Below are 21409 nucleotides of genomic sequence, written 5' to 3'. Positions count from 1 at the left end.
CCCTACCCCCGCCTGCTCTCGACCCGAATCAAATGAAACTTTGCGGCAGCATCTTGCGGACATCTTCCGGTTTGCCCGCTGCCCTCAGATAGCCGCCTTCCAGATAGAGAACCACATCGGCCATCTGCATGTGGGAGGGCCGGTGGGTGACGATGAAGCTGGTCACCTTGCCGCGACTCTCCAGAATGGCTTCCCGGAAGTAGCGTTCGCTCTCGGCGTCCAGGTTGTTGCCCGGTTCGTCGAAGAGCATGATCTTGGACTTTTTCAGGTAGGCCCGGGCCAGGGAGAGCCGCTGTTTGAAACCGGTGGAGAGTTTTTCCGACCGGCTCTCGTTGAGCCGGGTGCCGAAGCCCTCCGGCATGCGGCGAATCTCTTCCAGCAGTCCCGCCCGCCCGCACGCCTCCTCCAGTTCGGCATCGGAGGCCACCGGATTGGCCAGTCGCAGATTCTGCGCCACGGTTCCGAAGAAGATGTCGCAGTTCTGCGGCAGATAGCTGACGTTCTGGCGCAAGTCGATGGGATCCAGTTGCCGGATATCCCCCTCGTCGATGAGAACACTTCCGGCCTGGGGCTGATAGAGCCCGAGGATCATCTTGAGCAGCGTCGATTTGCCGGAGCCGTTGGCTCCGATCACCGCCACCACCGACCCCTCCGGAACCCGGAAGGAGACACCGACCAGGGCCGGTTCCGAATCGCTGCTGTAGCGGAACGAAACCCGGGAGAAACCGACGGCCCCTTTCAAGGTGCGGCTGGAGGCGTGGGCGGCGAAATCGCGCTCGCCCTTCATCTCCATCAGACGGTCGATCTGCCCGATGCTGTTGAAGACCTGCACCATGCGGGCGATGCCCAGAAAGGTGGTCTGAATGGGGGCGAAGATGCGCCAGGTCAGCATCATGGCCGCCATGACCGTCCCCGAGGAGAGGGTTCCGGCCATGACGCCCTTGGCGGTGATGGTCATCACCCCCACGGAGGCCATCATGGTCAGGGTCTGGGCCAGGGTGGTCAACAGGGAGGTCAACTGGCTGACCAGAAACGAGGCCATGGTCGCCTTGCCGGAGAGGTCGCGGAAGCGCTGATACCAGATGGCGTCGGCGTGGGTGCTTTGGATGAGTTGCACACGCGACAAGGCCTCGGTGAGAAACGCCTGCCTCTGCCCCATAACCTTGGAGGAGTTGGCCGTGGTGCGCCGCAGATAGGGCATCAGGGCAAAAGCCAGCAAGGCCAGCGCCACGATCAGGCCGATCATGAAGAGGATCACGTCCGGGCTGATGAGCCCCAGCACGATCAGGAATAGGAGCGTCGAAGGAGCATCATAGTAGAGGAAGGCCAGGGGGCCGACGAACATGTCCCGAATGACTTCCAGGGTCTTGATGCGGGAGACCTGAACCCCGACGGCGACCCGCTCGGTGAAGGAGGCCGGCAGCGCCAGGATACGCTCCAGAATGCCGCTTCCCAACACCCGCTCCGCCTTGGCGCCGATATAGGCCAGGATGCGCGCCCGCTGCAACCGCAGCAACCAGTCCACCAGAATGGCGAGCAGGGTTCCGGCCAGAAGGGAGAAGCCCATGGCCACGGAGCCGCTGGGAATGATGTTGTCGTAGATGGCTTTGGTGTACAGAGGGGTGGCGGTGGCCAGAACGTTGCCCAGGATGGTCAAGCCCATGATCATCCAGATCAGGGAGCGGAACCGGTCAATCTGATGGGTAACCCAGCTTTTGGGTTTGACCGCGTCCGGGTTGGGTGGCGTGAAGAAAAAGGCCTGTCCCGTACCGATGCCGGAGCCGGGGCGCACCACGTTATCCTCTCCGTCGAAGGCCAGGGGTTGGCCATTGCCATCCCGCCCCACCACCACATAGGGCCGACCCTTGGCCGATACGAACAAATAAGGCATCAGCCGGGGGTCGATATCCTCCGGCACGCCTTCCGCCATGCGATGCGTGTATTGCAGATTGGCCATGGTGTTGCACAGATCGGTCAGATCGATGCTGTCCGAAAAGTGCGGCAGGGCTTCCGCCAACTGACGGGACGGCCCGCTCCATTTCACCCCGGTGAGCAGCAACTTCAAACAGCGTGAATAGGCGTTGGCCACCGGAAGTTCGTCGAGAAAGCGGGTCCAGCTGGGTTCGTCCCCGAGGCCATCCCCGAGGGCGCGGATCCTGGCCTCCTCCCGCATGGACTGCATGCCCGCCGTTTCGGCTGGCAGGACCGCGTTGATGCTGTCCAGACCGTCGCGATAACTGGCCAGCGCCTCCAGGGTGCCCCCTCCCAGTTTGAAGGAGCGGTCGGCGATGCGCAGCAGGGAAGGCCGCAGGGAGATCAGGATGATGGTGCAGCGCCCCTTCAGCTCTTCCAGACAGGTGCGCAGCAGCCCGTCCCCGGCGGAGTCGATGGCCATGTTGGCTTCGTCGAAGAGCAGAATACGCGGTTCCAGCGCCAGAATGCGGGCGATGGAGATGCGTTGCACCACCCCGGCGGCCAGAGCATCGGAGGCGCCGTCGCCCACAACGGTGGCGTAGCCTTTGGGCATGCGGGAGACCACCTGATCCAGACCGAGACTGGCCGCCACCCGAAGCGCCGCCTCCCGGCGACTCTCATCGAACATGGTCAGATTTTGCAGGATCGTTCCGTTGAACAAGGTGCCCTGCTGGGGCACATAGGCCACCTGCTTGCGCCAGGTGTCGGGCAGTGCGTGGGCGGGAGAACCATCGACGTTCACCGTGCCCCGATCCGGCAGCAGGCGTCCTGCGATCAGCTTGAGCAGGGTGGTCTTGCCGCTGCCGCTCTCCCCGATGATGGCCACGCACTCCCCCGGAGCCACTTCCAGGGTGAGGTCGCGCAAGACCGCCGGGGTTCCCTCGGCTCCGACGCGAACCTCCTGCAGCGAAACCCGTCCCTGCAGTTCTGCGGAACTGTCGGTCATTCCCTCCGCGACCTTGCGTTGCGGCATCTGCAACAGCAGGTCCACATCCTTGCGGGCCAGACGAATGGCCTGCAGACGGGTCCATCCGGCCACCAGTGTCTGCAGGGGCTGCAGCGTGCGTCCCGACAACATCAGGCATGCCGCCAGGCCACCCGTGGTCAGTTGCCCGTCGATGACCGCCCAGGAGCCGAAAGCCAGCACCACCGACGCGGTGATCTGGGAGGCCATGGAGGAAACCGCCGGCAGTGTGGCCCCCAGGAAAATGATGTCGTAGGTCTGTTTGAGGTTGGCGTTCTGCAGCATCTCGTAACGCCGCAGCATCAGGGACTCCATGGCCAGCGACTTCACCGAATGGATCCGGGCCAGGGTTTCGGTGATGAAACCGAAACGACGCTGGGTCTGCTCGGAATCCTTGGTCAGGGCCTGCAGCAGTTTCGTGCCGAAAGTGCCCGACAGAATGGTGACCAGAATCAGCGAAACCACCGGAACCAGAACCAGCCAGCCGCCGAGGGTGTAGACCAGAAAGAGGTAGATGAGCAGGAACGGCAGATCGAATATGGCCAGCAGGGCCTGCCCCGAATAGAGCTCTCCCAGGGTATGGATGGCGCTCATGCGCTCCAGTTGCTGGGCCCCTTCGATGCGCTCCAGATCCCGGGGTTCCGACTGCAATATGCGGCGGAAGACGTCACAACTGGCGCCATGCTCGAAACGGGCTCCGTACCAGCCGATGAAGAGGGTGCGCAAGGTTCTTAACGCCGCATCGACGGCCAGGGCTCCCAACACCCCCAGAACCAGGATCGAGAGGGTGGCCTCCCCCTGGTTCGGAATGATGCGGTTGTAGACCTGCAGCAGCGCCAGAGGAACCGCGACGCCGACGACGTTGATCATGAACGAGGCGATGCCCAGCACAATGTAGGTGTCTATGCGTTTTTTGCGCCAGGGATAGCCCTCGTGCAACTCACTCATGATCTTCACCGCCTCGGGAAAGTGATACCGGATGGAGGAAAGCCTTGAAACGGGTCTGTCGCCCCATTTCTCCCCTTGAAACCAGCCAATACGGCACAAGAGGTTCCTTTCTGTCTGCCAAATCGAGATTAGAAATTAATTCCAAAAAAATTAAGGGTAATATCAACAAAATATGACGTCATTATGTCGCAAAAGTATCCTCTAATTCATCCCGAACCCATTCATAAAACGTGTGAAGAATATCTATTTTGTTATAGAGATTCAACGGTTGACAGTGGAGATCCAGCAGGAAACCCTCTCCGCCGGCGCCCTCCTTGATGGATCATCTGGTGTATCGGGCACGGGAAGGAGATTCTTGAGAAAAATCGCGCAATATCGGCAAAAATGAGCCCATGAGGGGCATGGCCCTTCATCAGGGTGAACGACGCAACGCCTCCAGGTGCGTCAGGGACAACGGTAACCCGGCAGGGGTGCCGCTCGGCAGGGCATCGGAAAAACCCGGCGAGAGGCTGTTTCGCCCCGACACCACCCGTCCCTCCGCGGCCCCGCCGGAGTAGCGCAGCAGCCGTCCCGGCTTCGGGGCGGATGTGGTCACCAGGCGGTTTCCATCCAGGTGCATAGCCACCTCCGGCCCGTCCAGGTGGATCATGGCGGTGGTGAAAGGTGTTTCCAGCACATTGTTCAACAGGTACAGGGTGCCTCGGCGCTGATGAGATCCGTCGCTGCCGAAATAGATCACTTCATGGTTTTTGGCCTTGTGGCCTTTGATGATGCGATTGCCGCGCAGCAGGACATCGCTGCCGGCCACCGCGCTCTCGCGGGAATCGACCAGATCGATCTCCCGCTGCCGGGCATGTCGAAACAGATTCTCCTCGGCCAGCAACAGATGGGTGCGGCTTTTGAGATTATGACCATCCAGACTGTCGTGAACCTCGTTTTTCAGCAGATAGACCCCTGCACCGGCCAAATAGAGGTTGTGGCTGTTGCCGCGACCTTTGGCGGCCCCGTTGTGGTGAATGCGGTTCTCTTCCAGCCGCAACCGTCGAACCTCTCCCTCGCCGCCGGGATTGGAGAAAATACCGTTATCGTTGTGGTGCAAATCGCAACGGCGCACCGTCACGTCGTTGGCCTGATTGACCCGAATGCCGGCGGCATTGCCATCGTCATTGTGGCCGTTGACTATCTCGAAATGGTCGATGAGCGCCCCTTGGGCCGAAGGATCCAGTTGAATCACCGCGCGTGGCACGGGGCCGCGACCGCTGAGATCCACCCCCTTCGCCGACAGGAGTACCGGCTTTTCACCCATGCCACGCAGGGTGAGGCCGGGCAGATTCAGACGCAACGTCACCCCGGGGTACGGCTTCCCGTCGGACAGGGGATGAACCCGGATCTCATCCCCCGCTTTGACCGCCGCCAGCGCCGCCTGGGGATGGGCGAAGGGACGCCCCTCCCCGACCTCCAAAACCGCCGCCCGAAGCGGAAGGGTCAATAACACTACCAGCATCCCGAGACCGAATCCGGCAACGATACGAGTCATCCCCCCACCTCCCTCTTGCGACGGCTCACCACGAAAAACCAGACCAGACAGCCGAAACCCGCCCCTCCCGCCAGTATCAGACCAAGGCGCAGGGAGTCGGGGGCATAGACCAGTTCCAGACGCCCGTGAGCGCCGGCGGGCAGCAGCACCGCCGGCAGCAACCCCTGCAGCGCCACCACCGGTCGGGCTTCTCCGTCGAGCCAGGCTTTGTATTCCGGACGCCAGGCTCGCGAAAAAACCACCAGTCCCTCCCGGTCCGCAGCGGTGCGAACCTCCACCTGCACCGAGTTGCGCCTTTCGAGGGCATTCGAAACAGCCACCGGAGCGAAACGCGACCGTTGCTCCGCCACGATTCGGGCATCGGTGGTCATGGCGAATGGTTCCCGTCCGAGAGCCGCCTCCGCAAAGGTGCGCAGGCTGGCCATCTCCTTTCTCGAACGCCAGGTCACTTCGGGAATCGACCAGATCCGCGGAGCGACCCCCTGTTGGCGATGCAATACCGCCCCCTCCTCGTTGCGGTCCACCAGGATCCAGCGTCCCGTATCGAGCAGGGGTTGCAGGGCGCTTTCCAGGCTGTCGTTGCCCAAAAGGAGCCCGTCCACGCCCATCAGGGGCAACAACAGCCCCCCCTTCCGTTCCGACTCCAGTATCAGGGCCATCTGCTCTCTGGCCAGCATGCCATGGGGGGAGATGTCGTGGAACAGGTGGCTGATGGGCAGCGGGGCGATGGGGGAATAGCCGTTGATCGTCTCCAAACCGGCATACAGGGCGCTGTTGCCGGGTCTCAACCGACTCCACGGGGAGAAGCCGACGCCTCCGTCATGATTGCCTTTGCCGAAACGGAAGTAGTCCTGCACGGTGTAGAGGCCCAGGTAACGCCGTTTCGGATCGAGCGGGACCGCCTCGCGCAGTCGGTCGTCGATGGGGAAACAGAGGGTGATGCGGAACGGATAAAGGCTGAGATAACTGCCCGCCAGGGCCAGAAAGACCCCGAGGGCCAGAAAGCCGTGCTTGAGCGAGGCCCGTTGCACCGGGAGATGTTCCACGGCCAGCCAGACCAGGCACAGCAGCAGCGAACCCAGGATCAGCCCCTCGGCCTGATCGGCCAGGGGGAAGAAGAGCATCTCCACCAGGGCCAGTCCGGCCAGCAGCATCAGACCGGTCAGGGCGGGGTTGTTGCGCCATCCCGGACCGGGTCGGAAGGAGCGGTAGCTTTCCACCGCCAGCACGGCCAGCGCCAGATGGAACAGGGGCAACCAGCGATAGGACCAGCGCAACGGGGCCATGCTGGGCAGACTGCACACCAGGATCAACAGCGCGAAGAAACCCACTTCCCAGGGGTGGCTGCGGTACAGTCGCGGACCCGATCGCACAAAGCCCGACACCACCAGCAAGATGGGGAACAGGCCGCAAATCATCTCCAGGTTGGGACGCTGCAAGGGCTCCAGAAAGACGCTCCAGAGGGATTGGTTCGACGGCAGCGCCAGTCCGGCCCAGGCCGTCGCCGGAACGGTCAGGTCACGGGTCAGTATCGATACCGAAGCGCGTCGGGAGTTGGCGAAGTACTCCACCAGCATCAGCAGGGAGGGCGAGGCGAAGCATCCGCCCAACAGCCAGACCAGCGGCACCGGCCAGGAGAGGCGCAGGCTCCGGGTTTCGACCAGATGGCGCAACCCCAGCCACAAACTGAGCAGCAGGGCCATGAACACGGTGAAGGGCCAGCCGGCGCTCAACACCAGATAGAGGAAGAACACGGGCCATAACAGCGACAGCGGGGCATCCCGCCGCGCCAGGGCGCGTTCCAAACTCCACCAAAACCAGGGAATCCAGGCGAAACTGGTCACCGCGCCGATCCAGTTGATGGCCCCCCAGGTCATGATCCAGCCGTTGAGCGACACCGCCAGGGCCGCCATGACCGCCAGCCCTCCCGGCCAGTGGCGCTGCACCCCCATTTGCACCACACCCAAGGCCAGAATGAGCAGATGACCGATGGCGATGAAGGCCGCAAGATGGGGCAGATCGAGGCGGAACAGCTCCCCGAACGCGGTCAGCAGCACCGGAACCGGGGCGAAGACGGCGGCCTGGTATTCGCTGGCCAACGCGCCTCCCAACCAGGAATGGGGACTCAGCAGGGGCCACTCCCCCTGCCGGAAACTTCGCAAGGAGTCGATGTAGGTGGGCAGGAAGTAGGACTGGTAGTCGTCCCTCCAGAAGTAATAAGGATCCTTTTGCAGCAATATCACACATAACGCCACCAGCAGAATCACCACTACCACCCGGATCAGGCCGCTGTTGATTTCGGTCCCGGCGGAGGGCGGACTGACGTGCGGCGAGGCGGCCTGGTTCACGGTTGTTTTGCTCGAACCAGGGCAAACAGCGAAGTTCCGAACGGCAGAGGGATGCGGCTTCCCAACCCGGCCTCCCATCGTCCGGCAACCTTCAACACCCCCCCCAGCCAATCGGCAGTGGGTGGAAATTCGCAGCTCCCCTGCATACCCCGGGAATCCTGCAACCGCCGCCAAAGCGCCGGAGCAACCAGGTAAGAAAAACAATAGGTTATTGCGAGACAACGACCTCCGGCCCGAACAATCCGCTCTTCCAGACCCGCTCGGGTATGCCGTCGGAAATGGCCAAGCTGCCTGTCCCACTGACTGTATAAAACCGGCATGGCCGGAACGGAGATCAGCACCAGCCCGTGTTCCGGCAGCATGGCGAACAGGTTCCTCAGAAAGGCCACGTCGTCATCGATGTGTTCCAGAACGTCCATCAGGAAGATCAAATCGGTGCCGCTCGGAAGAGCCTCCCCCTCCTCGGTCCGGAGATGGTAGTTCTCCCCGAATCGTCTGGCATGGGTGATGGCCGTGGCAGAGCGGTCCAGGCCGATCGCACCCTGAAAGCCCATGCGTTCGGAGATCATGTGCAAAAAACCGCCGGTTCCGCAGCCAAAATCGACCACCTGCCGGGTGTGCGCATCCGGGACGTGCCGTTTCAACAGCGCGGAGGCGAATTCGACCCGATTGCAATGCCACCAGTAGGTTAATTCGTTGCAGGCCAGACTCTCGAAATGCCCATCCGGAATGGTATTCATCGCATCCCCGTCACGCCTGATCCGGCTGCTGCGTCGGAGTGTCGTGCCGGTCTCCGGTGGCGGCGTCGGGTTCGGACCGCGTCGCATCGGGGTTCATTCCACTCCCCTCACCCGGCTGCCGATAGACCGTCTCGATGATGTAGTTGGGGCGCTGCCGGATATCGTCGTAGATGCGGGCCAGATACTCCCCGAGAATCCCCAGGAAGAGGATTTGGAACGAGGCGATCAGAAGCTGTAACAGCAGGGTGAGGGAGAATCCCGGCAGGGGATAGAAGATCCAGAAACGGGTGTCCGTGACCCGAACGATGAAGGTCACGGCCCCGATCACCAGAAAGAAGCTGGTCAGCAGCAGACCCACCACCGAAATCACCCGGATCGGCAGGAAGGAGAAGGAGAAGATGGCGTTGAGCCCGTCGTTGATCAGATGCAGCAGGGTCTGCTTCGGCGCGCCGGCCCCGCGCGGCGGTCGGTGATAGGCGATGGCGGCGCGGCTGTAACCCAGAAAGGAGCGCAGGTTGGGATAGCTCTTGTTGCGTTCCTTCATGCCGAAGAGGTGGTCGGCGATGCGCCGGTCGATCAGGGAGAACATGCCCGACTGGTTATCCAGATCCGATTTGGTCAGATGGCGGATGAGAAAATAGTAGAACCGGGTCAGCAGACGCCGCAGACCGCTTTGACTGCGCGACTCCTTGACGGTGGTGACCACCTTGAACCGCCCCTCGTTCCAGCGGGCGATCAGTTGCGGAATCAGCTCCGGCGGATCCTCCAGATCCCCGTCCATCAGGATCAGGGCATCGCCGCGAGCCACCTCCAGCCCGGCATTGAAGGCGTTCTGATGGCCCCAGTTGCGGGAGAGGCTGACCACCACGACCCGGTTGTCGGTGAACTGACGCCGCAACAGGCTCTCCAGACTGCCATCCCGGCTGCCGTCGTCGACGAAGACGAACTCGAAACGGTAGGGCAGTCCGTCGGCAACCCTGGCCAACCGGTCCAGCAAGGGGTCGATATTGCCCACTTCATTAAAAATCGGAATCACCACACTGATCAATTTCTGCATTCAACCCGACCCCGAAAGTGCCGCATCGGTTTAGCCCCTCCATCCTTATTCCGGCAGGGTAACATACTCCGAACCCTTGAAAAAGCCGTTACCGGATCCCTCCGCCGATCCCCCTCCGGGTCAGACTCACCCTCAACGGGTGATTTTCTCTCCATCTTGAGGTAAGCTCATCGGAATCGACTGCCGACACTCAACCATGGGCCACACCGGAATGAATCTGCCACTCGACCCCCTTACCGCCCTGAGCCCCCTCGACGGGCGCTACGCCGACAAAACCGCCGCCTTGCGGCCCTACTGTTCCGAATTCGGTCTCATTCGTTACCGGGTGATCGTGGAACTGCGCTGGCTGGCCTTTCTGGCCCGGGAAGGGGTCATGGCGGAGCTGCCGCCCCTGACGGAAGAACAAAACGCCCTGCTGCAACGGCTCGAAGAGGGTTTCGACACCGCGCACGCCCGTCGCGTCAAGGAGCTGGAGTCGGTCACCAATCACGATGTCAAGGCGGTGGAGTACCTGATCAAGGAGCAACTGGCGGGTACCTCCCTGGCTTCCGCCGCAGAGTTCGTCCACTTCGCCTGCACCTCGGAAGACATCAACAACCTGGCCCACGCCCTGATGCTGAAAGAGGCCCGTGATCGGGTGCTTCTGCCGGCTGTGGACAAACTGCTGGATCGCCTGCTCGACATGGCCGAGGCCCTGGCCGAGGTGCCGATGCTCTCCCGCACCCACGGGCAGCCCGCCACCCCCACCACCCTGGGCAAGGAGGTGGCCAATTTCGCTCACCGCCTGCTTCAACAACGGCAGACCCTGGCCGACCTGCCCCTGCCCGGCAAGATCAACGGCGCGGTGGGCAACTTCAATGCCCATGTCGCCGCCGTTCCCGAAGCCGACTGGCCCCGCCTGGCGCAACGCTTCGTCAGCGGATTGGGGCTGAGCCATCAACCCTTCTCCACCCAGATCGAACCCCACGACGGCATGGCGGGCTATTTTCACGCCCTGGTGCGCGGCAACACCGTGCTGCTCGATGCCTGCCGCGACTTCTGGGGCTACATCTCCCTGGGCTACTTCCGCCAGAAGACCAAGGCCGGTGAAGTGGGCTCCTCCACCATGCCCCACAAGGTCAATCCCATCGATTTCGAAAACGCCGAGGGCAACCTCGGCGTGGCCAACGCCCTGCTCTGCCATCTGGCGGAAAAACTGCCCGTCTCCCGCTTCCAACGGGATCTGAGTGACTCCACCACCTTGCGCAACCTGGGCAGCGCCCTGGGTTACACCCTGTTGGCCCTGCAGTCGGCACTGCGCGGGCTGGGCAAGCTGGAGGCCGATCCGGCCCGCATGGCCGAGGATCTGGAGGCCAACCTGGAAGTGCTGGCGGAAGCCATCCAGACCGTCATGCGCCGCCACGGTCTGCCGGAACCCTACGAGCAGCTCAAGGCACTGACCCGCGGCAAACGCATCGATCGCCCCGGCCTCACGGCTTTTGTCGCCTCTCTCGAACTGCCGGCGGAGGCCAAAACCCGGCTGCTCTCCCTGGAACCCGCCACCTACACCGGCCTGGCCGCGCGTCTGACCCGGGAGTGGATTGCGGAAGAGCGCGAAAAAAGGCTGCATAAATGTTAAATGGCAGCCGATAATCCTCCCAGGAGCGACACGGAACTAAAACGAGCCCATACCATGAACGACCCCTTTCGCATCGACAGCCACAAGTTGATCTACCATCCCCGACGGGTGGCGGAGCTGATCGAGTGCGGCGGTGATTGGGACAAGGCGAAGGGCATCTACCCCCTCTACGTCGAAATCTCCCCGCTGGGAGCCTGCAACCATCGCTGCTCTTTCTGCGCCGTCGATTTCGTGGGCTACAAAAGCACCCGCCTCGATGCCGCTCTGCTGGGAGAGCGCCTGCGGGAGATGGGGCGGCTCGGGGTGAAAAGCATCATGCTGGCCGGCGAGGGCGAACCCCTGCTGCACAAGGAGCTGCCCCGCATGGTGGTCGATGCCGGGGAAGCGGGGCTGGATGTGGCCATCACCAGCAACGCCACCGTGCTGCCGCCGCGTTTCCTGGAGGATGCCCTGCCCCGCCTCTCCTGGTTCAAGGCCTCCATCAACGCGGGCACCCCCGTAAGCTACGCCGCCATCCACCGCACCCGGGAGCGCGATTTTCACAAGGCCGTGGACAATCTTCGCCGCATGGTCGAAACCCGCCGGCGCGACAAGCTCTCCTGCACCCTTGGGGCCCAGGCGCTGCTGCTGCCCGACAACGCCGGCGAAATGGCCACCCTGGCCCGCCTCTGTCGGGATGATATCGGCTTGGATTACCTGGTGGTGAAACCCTATTCGCAACACCAGCTCAGCCACACCCGCACCTTCGCCGAACTCGATTACGCCCCCTATGCCGAGCTTGGCAAGGAGCTGGCCGCCTGTGCCACCGCCGACTTCCGGGTCATCTTCCGCAGTCAGACCATGGCCCGCTACGAGTCGAACGAACGCTACACCACCTGTCGGGCCGTGCCGTTTCTCTGGGCCTACATCATGGCCGACGGTACCGTTTCCGGCTGCAGCGCCTATCTGCTCGACCCCCGCTTCGAATACGGCAATATCAATACCGCCACGTTTCAAGAGATCTGGGAGGGGGAACGTCGCCGACAGGCCGTCCCCTTCGTGGCCCATGAGCTGGATATCGGCGGCTGCCGCCGCTCCTGCCGCATGGACGCCATCAACGGCTATCTGCACCAGTTGACGGAAGAACCGGTGCCTCACGTCAATTTCATCTGAAAGGTCTTCGCGGACCCGGAGGTCTTGCCATGCGTTGCCTGGTCACCGGTGGTGCCGGTTTCATCGGATCTCATCTCACCGCCCTCCTCCTCTCCCGGGGGCATACGGTGCGGGTGGTGGACGACTTCTCCACGGGTCGTCCGGAAAACCTCGACCCGCACCAGAAAAACCGCAGCCTGGAGGTCTTTCCCGTCACCATCCTCGATCCGGAAGCCATGGATCGGGCCTGCGACGGCGTGGACTGGCTCTTTCACCTGGCGGGCATCGCCGATATCGTCCCCTCCATCGAACGACCGGGGGACTACTTCCAGGTCAACGTGCAGGGCACCCTCAACTGCCTGGAAGCGGCCCGCAAACACGGGGTCAAACGCTTCATCTACACCGCCTCCTCCTCCTCTTACGGCATTCCGGACCTCTATCCCACGCCGGAAGAGAGCCCGATCCGTCCGCAATACCCCTACGCCCTGACCAAATACATGGGCGAGGAGCTGGTGTTGCATTGGGCGGGAACCTACAAACTGCCGGCCCTCTCCCTGCGGCTGTTCAACGTCTACGGCCCCCGCTCCCGCACCACCGGGGCCTACGGGGCCGTCTTCGGGGTCTTTCTGGCGCAGAAGCTGGCGGGAAAACCCTTCACCGTGGTGGGCGACGGCAGCCAGTCCCGCGACTTCACCTTCGTCACCGACGTGGCGGAAGCCTTTCTGGCTGCGGCCCACTCCTCTCTCAGCGGTCAGGCCCTCAACGTCGGCAGCGGCGCCCACCGGAGCGTCAACCGCCTCGTGGCTCTGCTCGGCGGCGAGGTGACCTTCATTCCCAAACGCCCCGGCGAACCGGAAATCACCTTCGGCGACACCACCCGCATTCGTACCCTGCTGGACTGGCAACCCAAAGTCAGCTTCGAGGAGGGCGTGGCCATCATGCTGCAACACATCGACGACTGGCGCAGCGCCCCCCTCTGGGATGCGTCATCCATTGCCAAAGCAACCGCTTCCTGGTTTCATTACCTGGGAAAAGCGGACAGTCAAGAATAACGGGAGGGGGATCATGGTCCCGGATCGAAAAATCCTGGAACTCCACAGCCTGGCTCGACGGGTTGCCGGTCTCAAGCGCAAGGGCAAGCGCGTCGTGCTGTGCCACGGCACCTTCGATCTGATGCACCTGGGCCATATCCGCCATCTGAAACGGGCTCGTCAGGAAGGGGACATCCTCTGTGTCACCGTGACCGGCGACGCCTACGTCAACAAAGGCCCCGGTCGACCCATCTTTCCCCAGCAACTGCGTGCCGAAAGCCTGGCTTCGCTGGAGTGCGTCGATTTCGTCGCCATCAATCCCGATCCCACCGCCGTTCCGGTGATTCACCTGCTCAAGCCCGATGTCTATGTCAAAGGCCGGGAGTACGAAGCCCCCAAGGACGATATTACCGGCAACATCATTCACGAATGCAACGCCGTGGAGTCCTTCGGCGGTCGGGTCTGCTTCACCGATGAGATCATCTTCAGCTCCACCAACCTGATCAACGAACATCTGGACATCTTCCCGCCTTCGACCAAAGCCTTTCTCACCGAATTCAAGAACCGCTTCAGCTCACGGCAGGTGATCGAACTCACCCAGTCGCTGCAGCGACTGAAGGTGCTGGTGGTGGGCGAAGCCATCGTGGACGAATATTGCTACTCGACCCCCCTGGGGCTGACCGGCAAGAGCGGCAACGTGCTGTCGGTGCAATTCCACTCCACCGAGCAGTTTCCCGGCGGCTCCCTGGCCATTGCCAACCACCTCTCCGGCTTCTGCTCCAAGGTGACGCTGCTGACGGGACTGGGACGCAGCGACCGGCTGGAACCCTTCATCCGGCAACGTCTCTCCCCGGTGGTGGAACCGGTCTTCTACTATTTCGAGAAGGCCCCGACGCTGGTCAAGCGCCGTCTGGTGGATCTGGACGCCACCAAGCTGTTCGAAATCTACTTTTATGACAAGGAACCCCTGACCCCGGAGGTGGATGAGGCCATGACGGCCTGGATCCGGGAACATGCCGCCGAATACGACGTGGTGGTGGCCGCCGACTTCGGCAACGGGCTGATTTCCCCGGCCATGGTCAAGGCCTTATGCGAACACTCCCGTTTTCTGGCGGTCAACACCCAGATCAACAGCGGCAACCGGGGCTATCACGTCATCACCCGCTATCCGCGGGCCGATTTCGTCTCCCTCAACCAGCCGGAGGTGCGGCTGGCCGCCCACAATCGCCATGATCCGCTGGAAAAGGTCACTCTGGATATCGGTCGCAAGGTCCACGCCCGGCACATGGCCATCACCCTGGGGCCCGAGGGAGCCCTTTTCATGGATACCGCCAGCGGTACGCCTTTCAAGGTGCCTGCCCTGGCCACCAAAGTGGTGGATATCATCGGTGCGGGAGATGCTTTTCTCTCCCTGTCCGCCATCGGGGTTGGCGGCGGGCTCGATCCCGATCTCGCCGCCTTTCTGGGCAGCGCCGCCGCCGCTCTCGATGTGCAGATCGTCTGCAACCGCGAGGCGGTGACGCCGGTGTCGCTTTATAAATACATCACCACCTTATTAAAATAAATTTTTTGACTTTCAATATTTTATCTTTTAAATATCAAAAAAAGGAAATGTTCTGTCCGTTGACTTTGACGTTTTTTAAAAAACCTCGACAGACAAAGTCAAAGGACAGAACATTTCCTTTTTTTGATACTTAGAAGATTACATATTGAAAGTCAACGGATAGACCCGCAGGGGCTGGCTCTTGCCTTTGGCAGCCACATCCACCGGTTCGCCGAAATGCCAACGCCCCGGATGCACCCGCTGCCAGACCCGCTCCGAAACCCAGACCTCGCCGCCCGGCGTGTTGTCGCAAATCCGCTTGCCGGTGTTGACCGTATCCCCGATCACGTCGTACAGCTTGACCCCGCTGCTGCCGATCAATCCCTCCACCAATTCGCCTTCGTGTACCCCCACTCCGGCGGACAACCCGTACCCCTTGAGAAAATCGGATACCACCGGACGCAGACTTTTAGCCACCCGCAACGCCTCTTCACCGTCGGGGAAAACCCCCATGATCTCGTCCGCCGTGTGTTTGACCTTGATGACATCGGCTCCGGACATGGCCTTTTCCACCACGTCGAAATAATCATTGAGCAGCTTGACCACCTCCACCGGGGAATGGGATTCACTCCACCGGGTGAAACCCCGCACATCCATGAACATCACCCCACGCCACTGGCGCTTCAACGCCAGACGCTCCTCCATGCCGTCAACCGCCTCTTTCAGCAAACGCGGTCCCAGAAACCAAGAGGCGTAAATGCGTAACTCTCCGGCAGTCTCTTGCAAAATACGCAAAAAGCGCTGCGCCACCAGATTCGAGAAGCCCACCACCAGCCCCAGCAGCATGATGATGGCCGTCACGTAGACATGACTCACTTCCAGGAAGAATCCCTCGAAAGAGACAACCTTCCCCTTTTGAAGGTTCTCGAAGATGGCGTAGCAGACCACCACAATCCCGGTACGCGCCAGATGTTCCAGCAACAGGAAGCCCCCTTGCAGGGAGACCGGCCCTAAACGACGCCCTTCCTGGAGAAGACCGATGACTGCGGAAAAAGCCCAATAGGCGATGTAGTTGGGTACATGCAGGATCTCGATACCGTCTCGCAACAGCTCGGAGAGGGTGTAAAGCGCCGGACCGATCAGATTGCCGGCCAGGGGACGCCAGTGGCCCCGGTAGCGCCCCATGCCCAGATACCAGGCCTGTGCCAGACTGGAAAAGAGCAGGATCAGAATATCCGGCTCCGTCAGGTAGTCCAGGACATCCGGTTTGAGAAGCATTTCCAGGAAGATGTTGGCAATGGGGAAGTGGATGGCGTTGGTGAAGAGTTCTTGCAGAACAGCTCCTCTGGCGGTGCCGCGTAAACGGCTCTCCAGATCGATACCGGCGGTCACTACGGAATTCATGATGGCACGATCCTGTTAAGGCTCCTTTAAAGAAAACAAACCTGATTGCGCCCCCGCTCCTTGGCCTTGTAAAGGGCCTCGTCCGCGGCTTTTACCAGAGCGGCGGGGGTGGTCATGTCCACCGCTCCCCGGGTACCGTGGTAGACACCGATACCGATGGAGATGGTCACCCGCAAACCGTCGATGTCGAGGTCGGCCACCCGGGCGCGAAAACGTTCCGCCGCATCGAGGATACCCGGCATGACGGTATTGGGCATGATGACGCAGAACTCTTCCCCACCGTAGCGGGCGCAATAGTCCACGGTGCGGAAGAATCCCTGGGCGGTCTGAGCGATGGCCACCAGCACCCGATCACCCTGATCGTGGCCGTAGGTGTCGTTGAATTTTTTAAAGTGATCCACATCGAAAAGCAACACCCCGAAATCGAGACGGTAGCGGCGCGCCCGGTTGAACTCCTCCAGGATCACCTCGTCGAGACGCCGTCGATTGAGCAGACCGGTCAGGGCGTCGGTATAGGAGAGACGACGCAGTTTCTCCTCCAGTTGTTTCTCCTCGGTCACGTCGCGCAACAGCGCCGCCGAACCGATCTCCTGGCCTTCCGTGTCGTGAATGGTGAAGGCATAGAAGTTGAGCACCCGTTCGTTATAGACCAGGGTTCGGGGCATTTTCTCCCCGCGTCGTTGCAAAAACTCCCGCATGTATTCGGGATCGTCGATCAGCGTGAAAAAACCTTCGTCGGCGATGCGCTCCCGCGTTTTGCCCAACAGGCGTTCCGCCGCCGGATTGACCAGAGCCACGCCCCCTTGCCGGTCGGTGACCACGATACCTTCCAAAGCCCCCTGGATGATGATGTTGAGCTTGTCCCGTTCATCCATGAGGTTGCGGTAGGTATCCTGCAACTGGTTGGCCATGCGATTGAACAGGCTGGCCACCTCCGTCAATTCATCCTGACCGATCTCCGGCACACGGTGTTCCAGATTGCCGCCGGCGATGCGGTGCATGGCCTCGCTCATGCGCCCCATGGCCCGCGTTACGGACTGACGTACCAGCCAGAGCGCCAGCAAAAAGGCCGCAACCAGAAGCCCTATTGCCTGATTGGATTTCCAGAGGGTATCGGTAAGCGCGGACTTGGCAGCGGTAATATCCATATAGATTTCGAAGGCGCCTGAAAAACGCTCCCCATCCAGGATCGGAACATAAATTTCCGCCACATCCCGTTTCTGCCGCACCCCTTCGAGAGACGACTCGTCCTTGGAAACCGTCTTGGACCAGACCCTGCCCTTGGCGACATGTTCCTGGAAATAGGCGTGTCGATTCACCGTACCGGTCTCATCGGGAACCGTGGAGAGCAGAATCCGCCCGCCGGGGTCGAACAGACGAAACTTCATCACTCCGAAGGTGCGGGCAATCCCTTCCAGTTCAACCCTCAACGGCTCGGGAAAATAATCCGCTTCGGGAGGTGACAGCGGTTGGTTCTGCCGCAGACGGAGCGCCATGAAATCGGCCACCCGGATGGCCTGCCTTTCCGCATCCTTCTCCACCAGTCGCTCAAAAGAGGGGAAGGTGAAAAAGAGGGCATACAGCGGCAGAAAGACCACGCCCAGGAAAAAGAGCAGAAAGGGGGTGCGCAGAAATTTCTGTTTGAACATCGCCATGCCCTCTTGCACTGTGTATCGCGGATTTCTTTTTTTGGGATAGTATCATCTCCTTTGAACGCATGGCAGGAAATTTTCACTTGTTCCTATTTATCTATTTTTGTTTATTTTACTGAAAAGGTTCGAAAAATCAATGATGCGATTGGGAATTGATCTTGACAACACCTTGATCCGTTACGAGCAGGCCTTCGCCGCGTGCCTCCGAAAGAGTCGTTTACTGCCGCCTTCGCCCTTCGAAGAGTGGAGCAAAGAGAGGCTTCGGGATACCCTGCGCGGGCTTCCCGAAGGGGAAAGGGTCTGGCAGGAGGTGCAGGCGGAGGTCTACGGACCCGGACTGCACCAGGCGCAGTTGGCGCCCGGTGCGGCCTCCCTGATGCAAGCGGCCCGTGAACGGGGTGCGCCGCTTTTCATTGTCAGCCACAAAACCCGTTTTGCCGCGCGTGGCGCGGGTTTCGACCTGCGTCAGGCCGCCATGGACTGGATGGAGGGGCACGGTTTCTTTGCGGCGGAAGGTTTCGGTCTTCCCCGTGAGGCGGTCTTTTTCGAGGATAGCCGCGAGGCCAAGTTGCAGCGTATTCGCCAACTGGCCTTGAGCCACTTCGTGGACGATCTGCCGGAGGTGTTGGCAGACCCCGATTTTCCGCACGGGGTACAGCGCATCGGCTACCGGCTGGCGGGACAGGTTCCACCCGGTTGGTGGCATGTGTCCAATCTGGAAGAGGTGGTGGACCTCTGTTTCGGCCCGGAAGAGGAGCTGTTGGCCCGTGAACTGACGGGACGGCAGGCGGTGCGGGTCAAACCGGCGGGCGGGGGCGCCAACAACCGGTTGTTCCGGGTGGAGACGGCGGATGGGCCACGCGCCCTGAAACGCTATCCCCGCCAGGGGGAGGATGATCGGGACCGCATCGGGCATGAGATCGCCGCCTGCCGTTTTCTGCAGGCCCGAGGTGAAAGCCACGCCCCCCGGCTGCTGGCCGCGAATACCAATCAGGCCGCTGCACTCTTCGACTGGGTCGAAGGCGAGCCGCCGGTGGCGGATGAGGCTTTCCTGGAGGCGTTGCTGGCCTTTCTGAGCCGACTGCACGGCTGGCGCCGGCACCCGGAAACGGCCACGATTCCCCTTGCCTCCGACGCCACCCCTCAACCGGCGGCGGTGCTGGCCCAACTGCGTCGTCGCCGCGCCCGTTTCGACGCCGTTTCCCGGCTCAATCCGGAGCTGGACCGCTATTTTCGCGAGGAGTTCGATCCCCAGGTGGAGGCCTTGCTGAAACAGGGGGGATTCTCCGGGGAGAGTGTACCCCTGACCTTGAGCCCCTCGGATTGCGGCGTACACAACGCCTTGCGCCGCAGCGACGGGGAAATCGTCTTCGTGGACTTCGAGTATTTCGGCTGGGACGACCCGGTGAAGCTGACGGCGGACCTGATGCATCATCCCGGCGCGGGCTTCTCGGAGGGGCAACGACACCTGCTGAAACAGCGGCTCACCGCCCTCTACAGCGCCGACGACCCCGGTTTCGCCGCGCGACTGGAACAGCTATCGCCCGCCTTCGGGCTGATCTGGCAGTTGATCCGGCGCAATCCGCTGTTGCGGCAATGAGCCAGGATTCCTTCATGGTCCATTTCGATCCGGAGACTGTTCGCTCCGGGGGGATTCCAGGTCCAGCATGTTGTAAATCCCCTTCAGGAACACCTGAAAGCTGGGCGAAACATTTCTTTCCGGATCCATGACCTTGCCCAATTCACGGGAACCGGAAATTTTTTGATAGGCGGGAACCAACCTGCACAGAACCTGATGGGGGTTATCCAATTCATCGGGATTGCGATAGTGGCGTTTCTTCTGTGAAGAGCCCCATTTTGTTTGAAAAACCTGGTCCACGGCAGCCAGATCCCCAAGATGCCAGGACTCCAGTTCCCGACAAGCGATACGAACCAATACCCCTTCCTTGCCCGAAGCCTGACAGAGTCCCGATAACCGGTTTTTGATTACCCGACAATCGCCCGCATCCCGATCCCGAAGCACCACGAAACGGCAATCGGCATCTTCAAGCCAGCCACGAAGTTTTCTCGGAAGCTGCTTTTCCAAGTCTTGTTTGCCGTCGAATACAATAAAACGAATCGTGATCTCCGCCGGCAACAGTCGCGGCAATAATCCCTGAAGAAAATCACTGGCCGAAGGCTCCTCCAGAAACAGGACCAGTTGCCTGCTCACGGGTCCACTCCGGGAAAGAAGCCCTGTTTCCACAGGTAGCCCATGAGATCCCCTTCCGACATGAAAGCGGCCAGTTGCGCGTTATCCTGAGCCCGTCGCACCCGGGTATAGCCACGCTCCTTGCTCAACCAGAAGACCTCTTTCAGGGCCGCCGCATTGAGGAAATCGGGTGAATGGGTCGAAACGAACACCTGTCCGCCCGCGTTGGCATAGGCGCGGAACTCCTCGGCCAGTTCCCGAAGCAGCGAGGGATAGAGTTGATTCTCCGGTTCCTCCACACACAGCAGGGGATGGGGCTTGGGGTCGTGAAGAAGGGTCAGATAGGCCAACATCTTGATGGTTCCGTCGGAGACATAGCGCGCCAGGAACGGATCCTCGAAGGAGCTATCCTGAAAACGCAGCAACACCCGGCCTTCCTCGGTGGTTTTGGCCTCCACCCGCGAGATACCGGGAATGCGTCGGGAGAGTTTTTCCAATATGCGATCGAATACGGCACGGTGACGGGTGTATAGAAACTGGATCATCAGGGAAAGGTTTTCTCCTTCACGGGAGAGATGTTCGGCATAGCCGGCTTCCTGTTCGGGACGGGCGCGGTTGATATGGAAATCGGAGACATGCCAATTTTCGATCAGGTTGCCCAACTCCTTGACCACGGGGAAGCGTTCGAACTGGGCCAACCCCTTGATGGCCAGAATATCCGGCGATTTCAGGGTCTGCTCCTCCCGCTTGAGCAGCGATTCATCGATGACCTTGTCCAATTCATTGGTCACGGCATTGCCTTTGCCCTCCGAAAAATCGAGGAAATGCCAGGGCTGTCCATGGCTGCGACGGCGGTATTTCAGGATTTCCCGACGGACCAGGGGATTGCCGTTATTCTCATCAACGGAGAGAAAATAGGTGGCCAACGGGCCGTTGGCCTGAACACGGAATTTCAGCTCGATTTCGATGGGACCTTCCGCCCCCCGGCTGCGGACTTCCTGAAAACCGCGACTCCCGCCCAGGCGGGCCAGGGCGGTATGAACGTTGGTGGAAAAAGCCTCCCGCAGAAACCCGAAGACATTGAACAACGTCGACTTCCCGGTGCCGTTGGCCCCGACCAGGACGCAAAAACGGGGAATTTTCTTCAGCTCAATTTCCCGGAAGCATTTGAAGTTCTTGAGCCGGATGGATTCGATCTGCATGGCGCCAATAGTCCTTTCGGTTTCCCTGCACCGGTTGGGATTTAGCCGTCTCCCGAAGCTTCTGTTTAG

The 21409-nt window shown here is 61.0% G+C and carries 14 protein-coding genes; 5 read left to right on the top strand and 9 right to left on the bottom strand.

The genetic code is table 11. The features are described from left to right. Positions 1-28 precede the first annotated feature (28 nt). The 5 genes from HQL56_06450 to HQL56_06430 all read right to left on the bottom strand — a co-directional run bounded on the left by HQL56_06450 (position 29) and on the right by HQL56_06430 (position 9568). Positions 29-3886: an ATP-binding cassette domain-containing protein gene (locus tag HQL56_06450; GenBank protein ID MBF0309149.1), complete on the bottom strand. Its 3858-nt coding sequence runs from the start codon at positions 3884-3886 to the stop codon at positions 29-31. A 412-nt stretch (positions 3887-4298) separates the two neighbouring features. Continuing rightward, positions 4299-5423, bottom strand: coding sequence for a right-handed parallel beta-helix repeat-containing protein (locus tag HQL56_06445; GenBank protein ID MBF0309148.1), 1125 nt, complete (start codon positions 5421-5423; stop codon positions 4299-4301). Next, positions 5420-7771, bottom strand: a complete 2352-nt coding sequence (locus HQL56_06440; GenBank protein MBF0309147.1) for a hypothetical protein — start codon at positions 7769-7771, stop codon at positions 5420-5422. The genes HQL56_06445 and HQL56_06440 overlap by 4 nt, the downstream gene beginning before the upstream one ends. Further along, positions 7768-8511 (bottom strand): class I SAM-dependent methyltransferase, encoded by a 744-nt coding sequence (locus tag HQL56_06435; GenBank protein ID MBF0309146.1) that lies wholly within the window; start codon positions 8509-8511, stop codon positions 7768-7770. The genes HQL56_06440 and HQL56_06435 overlap by 4 nt, the downstream gene beginning before the upstream one ends. A 10-nt stretch (positions 8512-8521) precedes the next feature. Then, positions 8522-9568 carry a glycosyltransferase family 2 protein gene (locus tag HQL56_06430; GenBank protein ID MBF0309145.1) on the bottom strand — a complete coding sequence of 349 codons (1047 nt, stop codon included), beginning with the start codon at positions 9566-9568 and terminating at the stop codon, positions 8522-8524. A 217-nt stretch (positions 9569-9785) separates the two neighbouring features. Between HQL56_06430 and purB the strand changes: the two genes are divergently transcribed. From purB to HQL56_06410, 4 genes are read left to right on the top strand one after another with little or no spacing between them, the layout of a single operon-like run. Further along, positions 9786-11186, top strand: a complete 1401-nt coding sequence (gene purB, locus HQL56_06425; GenBank protein ID MBF0309144.1) for an adenylosuccinate lyase — start codon at positions 9786-9788, stop codon at positions 11184-11186. A 54-nt stretch (positions 11187-11240) separates the two neighbouring features. Beyond that, on the top strand, positions 11241-12338 hold the full coding sequence (locus HQL56_06420) for a radical SAM protein (GenBank protein ID MBF0309143.1): 1098 nt from the start codon (positions 11241-11243) through the stop codon (positions 12336-12338). 29 nt (positions 12339-12367) lie between these two features. Beyond that, entirely contained in the window at positions 12368-13369 is a 1002-nt protein-coding gene (locus HQL56_06415) for an SDR family oxidoreductase (protein ID MBF0309142.1), read from the top strand. Between the two features lie 13 nt (positions 13370-13382). Beyond that, positions 13383-14912 carry an adenylyltransferase/cytidyltransferase family protein gene (locus HQL56_06410; GenBank protein ID MBF0309141.1) on the top strand — a complete coding sequence of 510 codons (1530 nt, stop codon included), beginning with the start codon at positions 13383-13385 and terminating at the stop codon, positions 14910-14912. A gap of 138 nt (positions 14913-15050) precedes the next feature. Here the strand turns inward: HQL56_06410 and HQL56_06405 are convergent, their stop codons facing one another. Together HQL56_06405 and HQL56_06400 are read right to left on the bottom strand one after the other, a co-directional pair. Then, positions 15051-16295, bottom strand: a complete 1245-nt coding sequence (locus HQL56_06405) for an adenylate/guanylate cyclase domain-containing protein (GenBank protein ID MBF0309140.1) — start codon at positions 16293-16295, stop codon at positions 15051-15053. 26 nt (positions 16296-16321) lie between these two features. Further along, positions 16322-17950 (bottom strand): diguanylate cyclase, encoded by a 1629-nt coding sequence (locus tag HQL56_06400; GenBank protein ID MBF0309139.1) that lies wholly within the window; start codon positions 17948-17950, stop codon positions 16322-16324. 133 nt (positions 17951-18083) lie between these two features. Here HQL56_06400 and HQL56_06395 point away from each other — a divergent pair, with 133 nt between their 5' ends. Next, positions 18084-19547 (top strand): phosphotransferase, encoded by a 1464-nt coding sequence (locus tag HQL56_06395; protein MBF0309138.1) that lies wholly within the window; start codon positions 18084-18086, stop codon positions 19545-19547. 12 nt (positions 19548-19559) lie between these two features. Here HQL56_06395 and HQL56_06390 read toward each other — a convergent pair whose 3' ends face one another. Together HQL56_06390 and HQL56_06385 are read right to left on the bottom strand one after the other, a co-directional pair. Next, on the bottom strand, positions 19560-20159 hold the full coding sequence (locus tag HQL56_06390; protein ID MBF0309137.1) for a DUF4276 family protein: 600 nt from the start codon (positions 20157-20159) through the stop codon (positions 19560-19562). Next, positions 20156-21340: an AAA family ATPase gene (locus tag HQL56_06385; GenBank protein MBF0309136.1), complete on the bottom strand. Its 1185-nt coding sequence runs from the start codon at positions 21338-21340 to the stop codon at positions 20156-20158. The genes HQL56_06390 and HQL56_06385 overlap by 4 nt, the downstream gene beginning before the upstream one ends. Positions 21341-21409: the final 69 nt, after the last annotated feature.

This window comes from Magnetococcales bacterium, assembly GCA_015231925.1.
In the GTDB taxonomy this organism is placed as follows: Bacteria; Pseudomonadota; Magnetococcia; order Magnetococcales; family JADGAQ01; genus JADGAQ01.
Note: the sequence above shows the minus strand (reverse complement) of the source record. Positions and strands in the feature narration are given on the sequence as shown.

Bases quoted from the DNA above. Each gene is read 5' to 3' on its own strand.
- HQL56_06445 (MBF0309148.1), bottom strand. From the start codon at position 5,423: ATGACTCGTATCGTTGCCGGATTCGGTCTCGGGATGCTGGTAGTGTTA.
- HQL56_06395 (MBF0309138.1), top strand. From the start codon at position 18,084: ATGATGCGATTGGGAATTGATCTTGACAACACCTTGATCCGTTACGAG.
- HQL56_06410 (MBF0309141.1), top strand. From the start codon at position 13,383: ATGGTCCCGGATCGAAAAATCCTGGAACTCCACAGCCTGGCTCGACGG.
- HQL56_06405 (MBF0309140.1), bottom strand. From the start codon at position 16,295: ATGAATTCCGTAGTGACCGCCGGTATCGATCTGGAGAGCCGTTTACGC.
- HQL56_06385 (MBF0309136.1), bottom strand. From the start codon at position 21,340: ATGCAGATCGAATCCATCCGGCTCAAGAACTTCAAATGCTTCCGGGAA.
- HQL56_06450 (MBF0309149.1), bottom strand. From the start codon at position 3,886: ATGAGTGAGTTGCACGAGGGCTATCCCTGGCGCAAAAAACGCATAGAC.
- HQL56_06415 (MBF0309142.1), top strand. From the start codon at position 12,368: ATGCGTTGCCTGGTCACCGGTGGTGCCGGTTTCATCGGATCTCATCTC.
- HQL56_06435 (MBF0309146.1), bottom strand. From the start codon at position 8,511: ATGAATACCATTCCGGATGGGCATTTCGAGAGTCTGGCCTGCAACGAA.
- HQL56_06420 (MBF0309143.1), top strand. From the start codon at position 11,241: ATGAACGACCCCTTTCGCATCGACAGCCACAAGTTGATCTACCATCCC.
- HQL56_06400 (MBF0309139.1), bottom strand. From the start codon at position 17,950: ATGGCGATGTTCAAACAGAAATTTCTGCGCACCCCCTTTCTGCTCTTT.
- HQL56_06430 (MBF0309145.1), bottom strand. From the start codon at position 9,568: ATGCAGAAATTGATCAGTGTGGTGATTCCGATTTTTAATGAAGTGGGC.